The sequence below is a fragment of the Bradyrhizobium sp. USDA 10063 genome, assembly GCF_054063735.1.
Genome location: NZ_JBSSGP010000002.1, coordinates 5,686,845 through 5,701,945 on the forward strand (window position 1 = coordinate 5,686,845; position 15,101 = coordinate 5,701,945).

Genomic DNA, 15,101 nt, shown 5'->3' on the forward strand with positions numbered 1-15,101 from the left:
GTCGGCGGTCAGGCCACCGACATTCCGCACTTGCGCATCAGCATCTTGGCAAAGCCGAACGGTTCCGGCGTAAACGGTCCCGGCGGTGCGCGGGTGATCAGGGCGACGAAGAACAGCGCCGTCATCGCCAGCCAGAAGCACAGCCAGAAACCGTCGATATAAGCGAGCACATTGGCCTCGCGCTGCACCAACGCCGCCAACGTTCCCACCGCGCGCGCCTGGGCCAGACCGACACCATGGGCAGCGAATTGGTCGGCGAGTTGCTTGAGCATGCGCACGACATTGACGTCGCCATTGGCGACGTGTTGGCCGATATAGTTGGAATGGATCTGCTCGCGGACCCGCAGCCAGGTGCCCATCAGCGCCACGCCGATCTCGGCGCCGCCAAGTCGCATGATCTGGATATAGGCGGCAAACGCCGTGGCACGACTCGGGTCGGAATTGGACAACGCCATGATGATGATCGGCAGCAGCGTCAGCGACTGCCCGATCGCTTGCAGGAGGACGATGCCGGCAAAGTCCTCCCGCGCCCAGTCATGGGTCAATTGCGTGCCCCAGAGATTGGCGGCCGCAAACGCCGAGAATCCCAGGACGACCACGGTGCGCGGATCGAAATGCCTGAGCAGATAGATCGAGATCGGCACCAGCACGAACATCGGCAGCGCACCATAGGTCAAGAGCAGAACGCCGCTCTGCTCCGGCCGCATCAGCGCGATGGCGCCGAGGAAGTTCGGCACCAGCGATGAATTGGACAGGCTGGTGAGGGTGTAGAGCAGGATGACGACCAGCGAGAGCCCGATGTTGCGCGAGAACAGCACGTTCACATGCGCCCAAGGCTGCCGCACCATGGCCTCGTTGATCAGGAAGACGACGAACAGCGCGGCGCCGCCGAGCAGCAGCGCCATCACCGTGCCGGATTCGAGCCAGTCGAGCCGATTGCCCTGGTCGAGACCGGCATAGATCATCGAGACAGAGCTCCCGAGCAGGATCATGCCGCCCCAATCCGCATCGCGAAGCAGGTTCTTGTTGACGGATTCACTGGGCGTGCCGAGATAGACCATCAGGCCCATCAGGGGCGCGATGACGACTCCCTGCCAGTACAGCCATTGCCAGCCGAGATGGTCGACATAGAAGCCAGCCAGCGAGCTTGAGGTATCGAGCGCGAAGCCGACGCGGATCGAGTAGATCGATATCGCCGGAATCCACCAGCGGATCGGCAGATTCCGGAACACGATCATCAGCGTCGCCGGCACGAAGGTGCCGAGCAGCAGGCCATGCACGATGCTGAGCGCGATCAGCGTGGGGTAATGGTCGACGAATGGGATGATCAGCGACACCCCGGCATAGACGAGGCTCGGGATGCCCAACACGCGGCGCAGGCCGAACACCGTGGCGAGCCAGGCGACCGTTGGCGCGATGAAGATCTGCGAACCGATTCCCGCGGTCGAAAGCCAGGCGCCCTCGTCGAAACCGAGCGAGAAGGCGCCGCGCAGGTCCGGCAGGCCGACCGTGGTCAGGCGGCTGTCAACGTTGGAAAGGAACGAGCCGAGCAGCACCGCGGCCACCGCAAACAGCGGCTGCCGCGCGATGCCGCCCTGCGAGACCGGTCCATGGCCGGCGTCGTCATTTGCCGCCATTCGTCCCCGCATCTGAGGTGTTGATGCTGGTGACCACGGACATGCCGGGCAACAGGCGCGACAGCGACGGCTGGTTTTCGTCGAGCTGGATACGGACCGGGATACGCTGCACGACTTTGGTGAAATTGCCGGTGGCGTTATCCGGCGGCAATAGCGCGAATTGCGAGCCGCTTGCCGGCGCGATCCGCTCGACGCGGCCGCGCAGTTTCTCGCGCGGGAAACTGTCGACGGTGATCGCGACGGGTTGGCCCGGCCTCACCCGCGTGAGCTGGGTCTCCTTGTAGTTGGCGATCACATAGACGTTTGGCAGCGGCACCACATTGATCAGGTTGGTGCCGATATTGACGTAGTCGCCCGGCTGCACCTGCCGCTCACCGACAACGCCGTCGAACGGCGCCACGATCTTGGTGTAGCCGAGCTTGAGTTTCGCGGCGGCGAGCTGCGCCTTGGCGGCATCGAGATCGGCGGCGCGCTGCTTCTTGGTGCCCTGCAGCACTTCGAGCTGATGGCGCTGCGCAGCAACCACGGCGCGGCTCGCGCGCACATCGGCTTGCGCTTTTGCATATGCCGCAGTCGCCTGCTCGAGCCTCTGCCGCGTGCCCGCGTCGGTCTGCGACAGCGATTGCTGGCGCTCCTGCTCCTGACGCGCCTCGACCTCCAACGCGGCCGCAGATACTTGCGCGGCTTCGGCCTGCGCGATGGTCGCGTATTGCAATTCGACCTGGTTGTTCAGATTGTCGAGCGCGGCCTGCGCGGCGGCGACGCCGGCTTCAGCCTGCGCGACCTGAGCCTGGTAATCGGCGGGATCGATCTGCACCAGGAGATCGCCGGCCTTGACGTGCTGGAAATCCTTCACCGCCACGGTCAGCACTTCGCCGGCGACACGGCTGCTCAGCCGTGTCAGCTCGGCGCGGACATAGGCGTCGTTGGTGGTCTGGATCGTGGCGGCGCCGACCCATTCGTCCCAGCGCAGCGTCGCGAGCGCAATGAAGGCGAAGGCGGCGAGCACAGCAAATACCGGGATCGCGAGCCGCCCCCACGTGCTCGACGGCGCGGCCGATGGCTTGGGCGGCGGAGCCGTCGGGGCCGGAGCCGGTGACGGCGCAATCCTGTTCACGGGTGCCGGGGCGATTTGGTTCTGCTCACTCAAGTTACATTCCCCAGGTATTTCTTCTCACGCGACTGCCGAGACAGCGGCCGGGCCGACCGCCGCCATCCTCGCTCACACCGTCTTTTCCGGCCAGCGGCAAAGATCGTGGATCAGGCATACCTCGCAGCGCGGTTTCCGCGCGAGACAGGTGTAGCGGCCGTGCAGGATAAGCCAGTGATGTGCATGCAGCATGAACTCGGCCGGAATCACTTTCTGCAGTCCCAGCTCGACTTCGAGCGGCGTCTTGCCCGGCGCAAGCCCGGTGCGGTTGGCAACGCGGAACACATGGGTATCGACCGCCAGCGTATGTTCGCCATAGGCCATGTTGAGCACGACGTTCGCCGTCTTGCGGCCGGCGCCGGGCAGCGATTCGATTTCGGCGCGGGTGCGCGGCACCTGGCCGCCGAAATCCGCGATCAGCTTCTCCGATAGCGCGATGACGTTCTTGGCCTTGGTGCGATAGAGGCCAATCGTCCTGATGTAGTCGCGCAGCTTCTCCTCGCCGAGCGCGAGCATTTTCTGCGGCGTATCGGCGACGGCAAACAGCGCGCGCGTCGCCTTGTTGACGCCGGCATCGGTCGCCTGCGCCGAGAGCACGACGGCAACCAGCAGCGTATACGGGTTGAGATGCTCGAGCTCCCCCTTCGGCTCGGGATTGGCCTTGCGGAACCGATCGAATGCTTCGCGCACTTCGGCCGGGGTCCAGGGCTTCGGCGCTCTAAGGGATTTCTTTGCCGCGCGAGCGGGTGGCCGGGCCACCGGCTTCTTTGCCGGTTTTTTCGGCGCGGATCGAACGATGGGTTTCCTGGCGCGTTGAGCGCGGATGATTTTGGCCATGATCGGCATATACTGGTAGGCCATGACAGCAAGCAACGACTTTGACCCGACGCTTGAGCCGGAGCTGTTCGCGGCGCTGCTGACGCCGCACCGCTCGCTCAACCGCACCGGCTTCATCGTGCTGATGAGCATTGTGAGCGTGGTCAGCTTTGCGGCCGGCGCCGTATTCTTGTGGATGGGCGCCTGGCCGGTGTTCGGCTTCTTCGGCCTCGACGTGCTGGTCATCTACTGGGCCTTCCGCGTCAATTTCCGCACCGCCCTGGCCTGTGAAGAAATCACAGTGACGACGTCGGAATTGCGGGTGCGCCGGGTCAGCCATCGCGGCCATGTCGCCGAATGGGTGCTCAATCCGCTCTGGGTGCAGTTCGAGCAGCAGGTCGACGCTGAATTTGGCATCGAGCGGCTCTATTTGGTTTCCAGGGGACGCCGCGTCGACATCGGCAGTTTCTTGGGTCCGGACGAAAAAGCGAGCTTTGCCAAAGCCTTAGTTGCCGCACTGAATGCCGCCAAGCGTGGGCCGACCTATAATCCGATTCACTGAGCGTTATCGGAAAACGGGTGGTTGAACAGCCGCATGTGCCCTAAATCAGCCCCCATGATGACACTCGCCATCCATGACCAGCGCCTGGCCAGGCCGGGCCTGGAAAGCGCCGCGTTGCGTGACTACGATTCGGTACGGCGCGCGATCGCCTTCATCTCGGAGCGCTGGCGCGCGCAGCCGACTATCGAGGCGGTGGCGGATGCCGCCGGCGTGACGCCTGACGAACTGCACCACCTTTTCCGTCGCTGGGCAGGGCTCACGCCCAAGGCGTTCATGCAGGCGCTCACCCTCGACCATGCCAAGAGCCTGTTGCGCGATTCCGCAAGCGTGCTCGATGCCGCGCTCGATTCGGGGCTCTCGGGCCCCGGCCGGTTGCACGATCTCTTCGTCACCCATGAAGCGATGTCGCCGGGCGAATGGAAGAACGGCGGCGCCGGCATGACGCTGCACTACGGCTTCCACCCCTCGCCATTCGGAACCGCGATCGTGATCGCGACCGGCCGCGGTCTGGCCGGTCTCGCCTTCGCCGATACCGGAGACGAAGCGACGGCCTTTGCCGACCTGCGGCGGCGCTGGCCGAACGCGACCTATGTGGAGGACATCGAAGGCACGGCTCCGATTGCACAGCGCGTCTTCGATACGAAACTGTGGCGGCCGGACCAGCCGCTGCGCGTGGTCCTGATCGGCACCGATTTCGAGGTGCGGGTGTGGGAGACGCTGCTGAAGATCCCGATGGGGCGCGCGGTGTCCTATTCCGACATCGCCTGCAAGATCAACAGCCCGAAGGCCTCGCGTGCCGTCGGCGCCGCGGTCGGCCGCAACCCCGTGTCGTTCGTGGTGCCCTGCCATCGCGCGCTCGGCAAGAGCGGCGCGCTCACCGGCTATCACTGGGGCATCACCCGCAAACAGGCGATGCTCGGCTGGGAAGCCGGGCAGCTCGGATTGCAGTAGCGAGCGATTTCGTAGAGTGGGCAAAGCGCAGCGTGCCCACCATTCCGCGTAGAATCGTGGAAGCGTGGTGGGCACGCTGCGCTTTGCCCACCCTACAACTCTAAGATTCGCGGATCACGCCGCCAGGTCGAGTTTCGAGGCGACCGTGGAATCGGCGTTGAGGCGGTAGACGATCGGCGCGCCGGTCGCGAGCTCGCGCTTCAGGATCTGCTCGGGCGACAGTTTTTCCAGCACCATGATCAGCGCGCGCAGCGAATTGCCGTGGGCGGCGACCAGCGTGCGCTCGCCGCGCAGCACGCAGGGCAGGATCTCCTGCACGTAATAGGGCAGCGCGCGCGCCAGCGTATCCTTCAGGCTTTCGCCGCCGGGCGGCGACACGTCGTAGGAGCGGCGCCAGATAAGGACCTGTTCCTCGCCCCACTTCTTGCGCGCATCGTCCTTGTTGAGGCCGGAGAGATCGCCGTAGTCGCGTTCATTGAGCGCAAGGTTCTTGAGCGTCTTCAATCCGGTCTGGCCGATTTCCGCGAGCGCCAGGTCGAGCGTATGCTGCGCGCGCTTCAACACCGATGTGAAAGCGATGTCGAACGACAGTCCCTGCGCCTTCAACTTGCGGCCGGCTTCCTTCGCTTCGGCAATGCCCTGCTCGGTGAGATCGGGGTCTTTCCATCCGGTGAAGAGATTCTTCAGATTCCACTCACTCTGGCCATGGCGCACCAGCACAAGAAGACGATCGCTCATTCCAAATTCCGTTCTTGTTTGAGCATGATCATTTCGGAAAACCGGTTACGACTTTTCCGGGTCATGCATTAGAGATGGGAGAGCCCCAGCACATCCATCATGGAGTATAGCCCGGGCTTCTTGCCATGCGCCCATAGCGCCGCCTTGATCGCGCCATGCGCAAAGATCATGCGGTCCTCGGCCAGGTGCGACAGCGTGATGCGCTCATGCGGGCCAGCGAAGATCACGCTGTGGTCGCCGGGCACCGTGCCGCCGCGCAGCGACGCAAAGCCGATATCACCGGCGCGGCGCGCGCCGGTGTGGCCGTCACGGCCGCGTACCGAGTGCTTCTCGAGCGCAACGCCACGGCCGGCAGCCGCGGCTTCGCCGAGCAGGAGGGCGGTGCCGGAGGGCGCATCGACCTTTGCCTTGTGGTGCATCTCAACGATCTCGATGTCGAAGGAATCGTCGAGCGATTTCGCGACCTGTTTGACGACAGCCGCCAACAGATTGACGCCGAGGCTCATGTTTCCGGACTTCACCACGACGGCGCGGTTGGTGACGCTTCGGATCACTGCATCATCGGACGCCGACAGCCCGGTGGTGCCGATGACATGGATAAGGCCGCGCTCGACCGCGATCGCGACATTGGCGATCGTCGCCGCCGGCACGGTGAAATCCAGGATGCCGTCGGCATTGGCGGAGAGCGTCCAAAGATCAGCCGACAATTTGACGCCGTTGGCCGGCAGGCCCGCGAGCACGCCGGCGTCCTCCCCGAGGAGCTCGGAACCGGGCGCTTCCAGCGCGCCGGTCAGAACCGCGCCCGGCGTCTCCGAGATGGCGCGCGTCAAGGCGCGGCCCATCCGGCCGCCGGCCCCCGCAACGATTAAGCGCATATCGGCCATGGCTTATCCTCTCCACGCCCTATAGCGGGCGCAGGCCAATCCGGCAACCGAGTAGTGCCAAGTAAGTCCTGGCGAGACGCTCCGAAAGGCGCGCAACGGCCAGGGGCCCCATACCGAGGCGGGATCGCTCAAGCCGGCGGCCGGCGTGGCTACAGCCTCAGTTCCAACTGCTTTTGCAGGACGACCTGGCCGTCGCGTTCGACGGTATAGGTCGCCATGTAGGTGCCACGGTCCCAGCCGTTTGGCGGGCGCTTTCTGCCCGCAAACAGCATGTACTGCGCCTTGTTGCTCTGGAGGGGCACGGCTCGATTTTCGGCAAGGACTTGTCCTTGCGGGTCTTTGATGACCAGCCCTTGAGCGTCCCCCGCTTTCAGCCCGATGGCGCGGACGAAAGCGACAAGCGCGGGGGAATTTGCGGACACGGATTGCCCCTCCGCGCTCGCCTCCTCAATGAGTTCCATCGTCGGCGGACCACTCATGAAGCCGGCGTTCAGGACAGCTCGGTCCTGATAGGCAAGCTCTGCGCGGAGCGCGGTCTGCCAAAGAGACTCGCCGCCGCCACATGAGCCGGGAGCGGCACCATAGGCGAAGGGATCCACGATGGCTCCTTTGTACCGGACGGTGAAATGCAGATGAGGATATTCGGTCAGACCGGAGAGACCGATGCGGCCGAGCCGCTGCCCGCGGGCGACGTCATCGCCGGGCTTCACCGCCAGGCTGCCATTCGCCATATGGCAGTACTGGGTTTCCCAGCCGCTGGGATGTTCGATGACGACGCCGTTGCCGCATTCGACGTCGCGCACAGCCTCACGGGCTGGCTTGCCGGTAGCATCGGCCACGCCGTCGCGCATGCGAAGGACGCGGCCGCTTGCGGAAGCGAGCACGTCCACACCGGACTTTTGCGCCGCGAGTGAGGGTATACGGAAGTCCGTCCCGTTGTGCCCGTCGTATGTGAGCGTGCCGCATTTGTAATCGCGGCTCGACTGCGAAGGGTCGTCATCAACATAGTTCTGGATATAGCAGGACTGGCCAATCTCGCAGGCGACAGGCAGTCCCAGTTCGACGTTCTGCGCGCAAGTGGAGCCGGCAAAGCCGATCGCCGCCGCGATCGCTAAGACGAACCGTGGAAGGTTCCGGATTATGGTGAACGGCCCGGATATCATCTGACGGAAGCTTATCAGCTATCCAACGCGGGATCATTTCCTTTCGGCGGACATTCGGACAAAGCGTGGCTCGCCGTCTTCTCACGCTTACCCGCGCCGAAAGGAGATTGTGTAAGATGATAGAGCAAAAAGAACTCGGACTGTCGATTGATTCCCAATTTCAGCATGATGCGCTTGGTGTACGTTCTGACGGTTGCTTCGGTCAGACGCAGATCGGCGCCGATGTCGCGCGGACACTGAAATTGAAGGATCCGCGCGATAATTCGCTCTTCGGCCCAGTTCAATCCGAATGCGGCCGCGATGCGATGCGCGCCGAGCACTTCATCGAATTGCGGCACGATCACCAGAGCCTTCCGCGCGTCGCGATGCGTCGGCACGGCGCCGACCTTGGCAAAAGCAAACTGCTGGCGCTCGGTCGACAGAGGCACCGTTCGGTCGAACGAGACCTGCCCCGCGCGCGTCATCAATGCCTCGCGAACCGCGCGCCTCAAGCCGTCGGTTACCGAGCCGCTTGCGCCCACGAGCTTGCCGCCCTCCATCTTGAGAAGCTCGCCCTTCGCCAGCAGCGCGCGTCCGCCGCGATTGACCCCGCGAATATGCAAGCCCTCGTCGATGACGAGCGCAGGAAATGCCAGCTCTTCCAGCAGGACTTGAGCATCCACATCCGGGGTCAGCGATTGCCGCGCGCTCGAATTGACCGTTTCCCAGAGCGCCCGTACCGCACGCCCAAGGCAGGGAATTTCGGCTTGAACGAGCGCCGCCGATCGCCATCCCGCGACGAACACGACCGTGGTTCGCTCGCGAGAGGCGAACCGCCCGATCACCGAATGACTTTTCGATCCCGGCTCGGAGCCGATCAGTTTGCGCACGAATGCGGTGCGCGCATTGATCGGCTCGAGAAGCGCGCAATCCGCACCAGCACCTTTGCGCGCAATACGAGCCACTGTCGTCGTGCATGACGGATCGATCGTGGCATTTCCGACACGGACCTCTTCCAGTTGCGCCCCGGTCGAGGGAGACATGATTGCGACATAGCAACTGCCGCAATTAAGAAGTTCCGCGACAGCCTTGCCGAAATGTTCCATGATCCTGTGGTGAGGACTTGCCTCAAGAGGACTTGGCCCATGCAGTTCGATCGAAAGATCCTCGGCATCGAGAAGCGGTTGGGCTTCGGCGTGATCGGGGTGTCCTGTCTGCGTGAAAAGTGGTGCTTTGCTGATCTCATGCACGGGCGCCTCCCGCTATAGGTTTCAGCCGGCGCTACGCCAGCAACTAATTCTCCCTGAACGCGCGGCTGATACGCAGCGCCATTGGCTGCATTAGATACTCCGCAAAGGTTCTTTCTCCCGTCTCGACAAACACTTCGACGGGCATTCCAGGCAGCAAGGACGAAAGATAGGGAGCCGTCGGTGCATGAGCATCGAGCTCAACCTCGGCCAGATAGGTGTTGACGCCGGTCTTGGGATCCGTCAGGGCGTCCGCAGCAACCGCGATGACCTTGCCCTCGAGCATGGGTCTGCGCCGCATATTGAGGGCGTGAACCCTCACGCGCGCCGTCTGGCCGATATATACCTCTTCCCGGTCCGTTGGCTTCAATGTTGCCTCTATGACAAGGCGATCTTCCGTCGGGACAATTTCCAGCAGTATTTCACGAGGTCCAAGTACGGCATTGAGGTCTCTCGTGTTGAGACCGACGATTCTTCCGCTTTCCGGGGCACGCAATTCGGACCGTCTGTGTTGATCCCGCAACGCGGCGATTCGATGTCGAAGATCACCAATCTCCTCGCTGGTGGCATGCAACTGCTTTGCGACGTCCTGATCCTGATTGAACCCGAGTTGCCGGCGCTTATCCTCCAGTTCCGCAATCTTGCCCTGCATTTCCGCAATCGAAGCCAGGTTGCGGGCGATCTGGCCGGTGGTGTCGGCTTCGGCCCGCTTCAGGGCAAGGACACGAGGCTTTCGCGCAAGGCCCTTTGCCAACAGGTAGCTCGTATCCGCGATCTCCTCCTGCAGCAGCGAGAGTTGCTGCTCGAGACCTTTGGTGTTGCTTTGCAGGCCGCGAATGGAATCTGCCGATTGCGCGATCTGCTGCTCGATCACCTTGCGCTCGTTCTCGATCGCGGCCAGTCGCGCGGCAAATTCGCCGGCCTGGGTTTGCATGGCAATGCGCGCGGCGGCGCGGCTTGCGTTCTTTTGCAGCTCGTCCGGAAACTGGAGTGTGCGCGCACCGGCTTGCTCGGCCGTCAATCGTGCTTCCATCGCCAGATCAGCGAAGAGTTTTGTCTCCAGCGAACCGAGCGTTGCCTCGATCTGCGCGGTCTCGAGCCGGGCAATGACTTGCCCGGCTTCGACATGGTCATTCTCCCTGACGTAAATGGAATTGATGATCCCGCCCTCGAGATGCTGCACGGCTTTGCGCTTCGAATGAACCTTTATGAAACCGGGCGCCACGACGGCGCTGCGAAGCGGAACAGTCGTCGCCCATACGCCGAAGCCGCAGAACTGGAGCACGAGCAACACGCACCCCAATCCTATGATCCATCGGATACCGGACCGCGGTCGTTCTCTCGCGATCGGCGACCGAGCGCTGCTTGCCGTAGGCCGAATGGCGGCGGCCGTATGCCTGTCCTGGATCATCGCGCAGTCCCCCTTACTGGGAGCTTCTGGGGTGCCGCCTCGCGCCGGATCACGCGGCCCTCCGCGGCCGTCGTCGGCACGCGAAGGACATCGAACGGCGAGCCGAAGGCAAGTTGCTTGCCATCCCTCAACAGCAGAACTGCGTCCGCGATGGTGAGCAGGCGGGGCCGGTGCGTGACGATCACCAACGCCGCGCCGCGCGCTTTCGCCAGTTCGATCGCGGAGCACAGCGCTTGCTCGCCGTCCGGATCGAGGTTCGCATTTGGCTCGTCCAGCAGGATCAGCTTGCGATTGCCGAAGAATGCACGCGCAAGTCCGATGCGCTGGCGCTGGCCTCCGGAGAGCTTGTTGCCGTCGCGGCCGATCTCGGTCTGATAGCCGGCCGGGAGGGACAGGATCATGTCATGGGCTTGCGCGAGCAACGCCGCGGCGACGATGTCTTGATCGCGCGCATGCTCATCGAACCCGGCGATCGCTTCGGCGACCGTGCCACCCAGAAGCTGCACGTCCTGCGGAAGGTAGCCGATATATTGCCCGAGCTGATCGGGCTCCCAGTTGGGAAGGGCGGCGTGATCCAATCGGATCGTTCCGCCGCTCGGTCGCTCCAATCCCGCCATCAGGCGCAGCAATGTCGATTTCCCGGCCCCCGTCGGTCCGATCACGGCAACCATTTCTGAAGGGCGGCACTCGAATGTCACACCTGCCAGGACGGGCCGATCGGTCGCACCGATCCGGAACGTCACCCGCTCGACCTTGATCCTTCCGGACGGCGACGGAAGCAGGGTCTTTCTCGTTCGTGTGAGGACCGGAACCGCTGCCGCCTGGACCTGCTTCCATGCCTCATGGGCTGATGTCAGCGCACGCCATGCCGAGATCAACCCTTCCATCGGCTGCAGCGTCCGGGCGATCAGGATCGAACTCGCGATCAAGCTGCCGGAGAGCACCTCGTTATGAAGCACGAGCCACGCACCGGTGCCGATCGCGGTGATCTGCAAGATGGTTCTTACCATCCGGGCGGTTGCGGCAATGGTGTAGACGCGCTCGCTGGCGCGGACCACGGGCGACAGTGCCTCATCATTCAGATCCATGAACTCGTGGATGGCGCCGCGGGTCCAGCCCATGGCCCGCACCAGGTCGGAGTGCCGCACGATCCCGTCGAGGGCCGCCTGCGTCGCCAGTGCCGCTTGCGTCGCCTGCCCGATTTCCATCCGCGCAATCCGGTGGCTTGCGGCGCCCAGCACGAGCAGGATCGCGGTTCCGATCAGAGCTATCACGCCGTACCAGGGATGCAGGAAGAAGAGAATGAGGACGAAGCCTGGCAGGAACGGCGCATCGATCAGGGATCCGACCGGTCCGCCCGACAAGAAGCTTCGGAGCTCGCGAACCCTTACGAGCGCGTTCGTCCTGCCGTCGTTCTGCCCGGCGCCGCCCATGATCGTGCCTTCAAGGACGATCGGAGCGAGATGGCGTTCGAATTGAACGGCAAAGCGACTGAGCAGGCGGTTGCGGAGAGTCTCGAATGCGGCGCTGAAAATGAGTGCGGTGGCGGCAATGAGGCTGAGGCCAACCAGGGTCTCGACGCTGCCGCTGCTGAGCACCCGATCGAACACTTCGATCGAGTAAAAGGGCACAACAAGCAGCAGCATATTGATCGACACGCTGAAGGCGACGATCCAGACAAAAGTAGTCCGTCCCGGAATCGATCCGAGCAAAGATCGTTGGCCAGACGCTGGAATCTCACGATGGCAGCGCGAATACATGACCGGCCGAAATATCACTAAGAACTGCGTACTTCAGAATGTGACAGCGGGGCGGCTGGCCGCCCCGCTGAAACTAGCGTCATGTCACGGTGATAGCGTCGTATCCCGCGGCATCGTTGATGTCAGTGATCGATTCGAACGGCGTCGCTCCACCCGTGATACCGTCGAGCTGGATGGTGCCGAAGCCGAAGTCGAGCACGGTATTGGTTCCGTCGTCATCGACAACGATGGTCGTCGGATCGAAGTCGTCGGCCGCGTCGACATTGACGACATCACCGTCGCCGAAGCTCAGATCGGTGATTTCATCATCGCCGAAATCGGCACCCGTGCCGTCGCCGAAGTTGTGCGTATCGGTGCCGGCGCCGCCGGTCAGCAGATCATCGCCTTCGCCGCCGTCGAGGGTGTCGGCACCATTGCCGCCGTCCAGTTCGTCATCGCCTGCGGCGCCGTTCAGCGTATCGTTTCCGGCGCCACCAGCCAGCTCATCGGCACCGTCTCCGCCATCCAGCGTGTCGGCTGCATTGCCGCCATCGAGTATGTCATCGTCCTCATCGCCCGAAAGCGTGTCAGCGCCGTCGCCGCCGCTGAGTTCGTCGTCGCCGAGGCCACCGCTGACGTCGTCGATACCAGCGCCGCCGGCCAGGATGTCGTCGCCGTCGCCGCCGGACACTGTGTCGTCGCCATCACCGCCATCCGCGTTGTCGGCCCCGTCGCCGCCGTCGATTGTGTCGTTGCCCGCATCGCCGGCCAGCGTATCATTTCCGTCGCCGCCGTTGAGCTCGTCATCATCGTCGCCGCCACTCAGCGTATCGTCGCCGAGACCGCCGTTGAGCGTATCGGTTCCGGCGTCGCCGTTCAGCGTGTCATCGCCGAGGTTACCATTGAGCAGGTCGATGCCATCGCCACCGTTCAGGGTGTCGTCGCCGACGCCGCCACTCAGCGTATCGTCGCCGGCATCGCCGGAAAGCGTGTCGTCTCCCGCGGCGCCGGTGATCGTGTCATCGCCATCGCCACCCGCGACCGTGTCATTGCCGGCATTGCCGTTGAGGGTATCATTGCCCTCGCCGCCGTCGATGTCGTCGTCTCCCGCGCCGCCGCTTATGGTGTCGTCGCCAGCGTCTCCGGACAGCGTATCTAATCCTGCGCCGCCATTGATCTCGTCATTGCCTTCGCCACCCACGATGGTGTCGTCGCCGGCATTGCCGTTGAGGGTATCGTCGCCCTCGCCGCCGTCGATGTCGTCGTCTCCCGCGCCGCCGCTTACGGTGTCGTCCCCCTCCAATCCGGTGATCGTGTCGTTGCCTTGCAGACCGAAGATATCATCGGGGTCCGCTGTGCCGGGCAGTACATCGTCGTTTGGTGTTCCAATGATAAGCATGGTTTCCGCTCCTACACATAGACGCTTGCGGGTCGGCTTCCGGCCCGCCATGGACGTCTCGATTGCTGAGCCGGCTCACTGTCCATCACCGATCGATGTGGACGTCGACGTATGCAACCTTGGATGAAAGGAGGGCGGCGTCGCAATCCCCATTTGGATACAAAAGAAACGCAGGGTGCAGATGCGCACGTCGCATCATGACGTGCCAATTCGTCACGCTTGTTCCGGGCGGATGAAGACGAGGATGTGGTTACGCGTTAGCAGATGATCGCGTAAAACCTGTGAAACATGTCATTTGATATAGCGGCAGCTCAGACTTGCGATCACGGCTCAAGACATTCCTGTAACAATGCGGGAGCGCGTTCTCTCGCGAGAAATACCCGTTCAGAACTTATGGTGCGTCGTAGCCTTCGATGATGATGAGATCGGCGATCGAATGCGGCTGCCGAACCTTGATGTTGGCCTGATATTCCGGCGAGCGATAGCAGGCCAACGCCGTCTCATAATCGGGAAACTCGATCACGACGTTGCGGGAGCGGCTCTGGCCTTCGACTGCGGTGAACTTGCCCCCGCGCACGATGAACTTGCCGCCGAATTTCTGGAAGATGGCCGGGTTGGCCGCCATGTAGGGCTTGTAGGCCTCCTCGTTGTGAACGTCGACGCGTCCGATCCAATATCCCTTGGCCATCTCGCTTTCTCCTTTGTTAATTATCCCAGCGCCTGCGCGATCTCAGCCTGGATGGCCTCTGCGGCGGCCTTGGGGTCGGCAGCCTCCAGGATCGGCCGGCCCACCACCAGATAGTCCGCGCCGGCGGCGATCGCACGCGACGGCGTCATGATGCGCTTCTGATCGCCGCTTGCGGAACCGGCCGGGCGGATGCCGGGCGTCACCAGCTTCATCTGGTGCCCGACGATCTTGCGCAAGGAGGCCGCCTCCTCCGGCGAACTCACGAGCCCGTCGACGCCGAGCACCTGCGCCTGCTGCGCGCGCGCTTCGACGAGATCGGCAACGTTGAAGCGATAGCCTGCAGCGTGGAGATCGTTGTCGTCGTAGGAGGTCAGCACCGTGACTGCGAGGATCCTGAGGTTCGATCCCGCACGCGCTTGCACGGCGGCCTTCATGGTCTGCGGATAGGCGTGCACGGTGAGGAAGGTCGCGCCGAGCGTCGCGATGCTCTCGACGCCGCGCGCGACGGTGTTGCCGATGTCATGCAGCTTGAGATCGATGAAGACCTTCTTGCCGGCGCTTGCGAGCTCGCGCGCGAGTGGCATGCCGCCGGCATAGGCGAGCTGATAGCCGATCTTGTAGAAGTGCACGCTGTCGCCGAGCATTGCGATCATCGCTTCCGCCGCAGCGATGCTGGGCAAATCGAGCGCCACGATCAAGCGGTCATTCTGCGCGATATCGGCTGGCTGCATGTCACC

Annotated in this window: 14 protein-coding genes; 2 read left to right on the plus strand and 12 right to left on the minus strand. The window is 63.3% G+C overall.

Going from position 1 to position 15,101, the window contains the following annotated elements; translation table 11 throughout:
- Positions 1-8: 8 nt before the first annotated feature.
- The 3 genes from ACVJGD_RS29045 to nth all read right to left on the minus strand — a co-directional run bounded on the left by ACVJGD_RS29045 (position 9) and on the right by nth (position 3,624).
- Positions 9-1,637: an MFS transporter gene (locus ACVJGD_RS29045; protein ID WP_456637447.1), complete on the minus strand. Its 1,629-nt coding sequence runs from the start codon at positions 1,635-1,637 to the stop codon at positions 9-11.
- A complete protein-coding gene (locus ACVJGD_RS29050) occupies positions 1,624-2,787 on the minus strand; it encodes an HlyD family secretion protein (RefSeq protein ID WP_456637448.1) in 1,164 nt (387 codons plus the stop codon). The genes ACVJGD_RS29045 and ACVJGD_RS29050 overlap by 14 nt, the downstream gene beginning before the upstream one ends.
- A gap of 72 nt (positions 2,788-2,859) precedes the next feature.
- Positions 2,860-3,624: an endonuclease III gene (gene nth / locus ACVJGD_RS29055; RefSeq protein ID WP_456640407.1), complete on the minus strand. Its 765-nt coding sequence runs from the start codon at positions 3,622-3,624 to the stop codon at positions 2,860-2,862.
- Between the two features lie 22 nt (positions 3,625-3,646).
- On the opposite strand from nth, the gene ACVJGD_RS29060 reads away from it, so the two are divergent.
- Positions 3,647-4,165, plus strand: a complete 519-nt coding sequence (locus ACVJGD_RS29060; protein ID WP_456637449.1) for a DUF2244 domain-containing protein — start codon at positions 3,647-3,649, stop codon at positions 4,163-4,165.
- Between the two features lie 54 nt (positions 4,166-4,219).
- Positions 4,220-5,116, plus strand: a complete 897-nt coding sequence (locus tag ACVJGD_RS29065; RefSeq protein ID WP_456637450.1) for a methylated-DNA--[protein]-cysteine S-methyltransferase — start codon at positions 4,220-4,222, stop codon at positions 5,114-5,116.
- 114 nt (positions 5,117-5,230) lie between these two features.
- Here the strand turns inward: ACVJGD_RS29065 and ACVJGD_RS29070 are convergent, their stop codons facing one another.
- The 9 genes from ACVJGD_RS29070 to pyrF all read right to left on the minus strand — a co-directional run bounded on the left by ACVJGD_RS29070 (position 5,231) and on the right by pyrF (position 15,095).
- On the minus strand, positions 5,231-5,854 hold the full coding sequence (locus tag ACVJGD_RS29070; RefSeq protein WP_456637451.1) for a 2,3-bisphosphoglycerate-dependent phosphoglycerate mutase: 624 nt from the start codon (positions 5,852-5,854) through the stop codon (positions 5,231-5,233).
- 68 nt (positions 5,855-5,922) lie between these two features.
- Complete coding sequence (gene dapB / locus ACVJGD_RS29075) at positions 5,923-6,738, minus strand: 4-hydroxy-tetrahydrodipicolinate reductase (RefSeq protein ID WP_456637452.1); 816 nt, start codon at positions 6,736-6,738, stop codon at positions 5,923-5,925.
- Positions 6,739-6,887: 149 nt separating this feature from the next.
- Positions 6,888-7,901, minus strand: a complete 1,014-nt coding sequence (locus tag ACVJGD_RS29080; RefSeq protein WP_456637453.1) for a M23 family metallopeptidase — start codon at positions 7,899-7,901, stop codon at positions 6,888-6,890.
- Between the two features lie 14 nt (positions 7,902-7,915).
- Positions 7,916-9,130 (minus strand): helix-turn-helix transcriptional regulator, encoded by a 1,215-nt coding sequence (locus tag ACVJGD_RS29085; RefSeq protein WP_456637454.1) that lies wholly within the window; start codon positions 9,128-9,130, stop codon positions 7,916-7,918.
- 43 nt (positions 9,131-9,173) lie between these two features.
- The gene (locus tag ACVJGD_RS29090; RefSeq protein WP_456637455.1) at positions 9,174-10,421 is read right to left on the minus strand and encodes an HlyD family type I secretion periplasmic adaptor subunit; all 1,248 of its coding nucleotides are present in this window, start codon (positions 10,419-10,421) and stop codon (positions 9,174-9,176) included.
- Between the two features lie 113 nt (positions 10,422-10,534).
- Positions 10,535-12,298: a type I secretion system permease/ATPase gene (locus tag ACVJGD_RS29095; RefSeq protein WP_456637456.1), complete on the minus strand. Its 1,764-nt coding sequence runs from the start codon at positions 12,296-12,298 to the stop codon at positions 10,535-10,537.
- Positions 12,299-12,377: 79 nt separating this feature from the next.
- Positions 12,378-13,727: a calcium-binding protein gene (locus tag ACVJGD_RS29100; protein WP_456637457.1), complete on the minus strand. Its 1,350-nt coding sequence runs from the start codon at positions 13,725-13,727 to the stop codon at positions 12,378-12,380.
- A gap of 340 nt (positions 13,728-14,067) precedes the next feature.
- Positions 14,068-14,364: a DUF1330 domain-containing protein gene (locus ACVJGD_RS29105; RefSeq protein WP_456637458.1), complete on the minus strand. Its 297-nt coding sequence runs from the start codon at positions 14,362-14,364 to the stop codon at positions 14,068-14,070.
- A gap of 20 nt (positions 14,365-14,384) precedes the next feature.
- Positions 14,385-15,095, minus strand: coding sequence for an orotidine-5'-phosphate decarboxylase (pyrF, locus tag ACVJGD_RS29110; protein WP_456637459.1), 711 nt, complete (start codon positions 15,093-15,095; stop codon positions 14,385-14,387).
- Between the last annotated feature and the right edge of the window lie 6 nt (positions 15,096-15,101).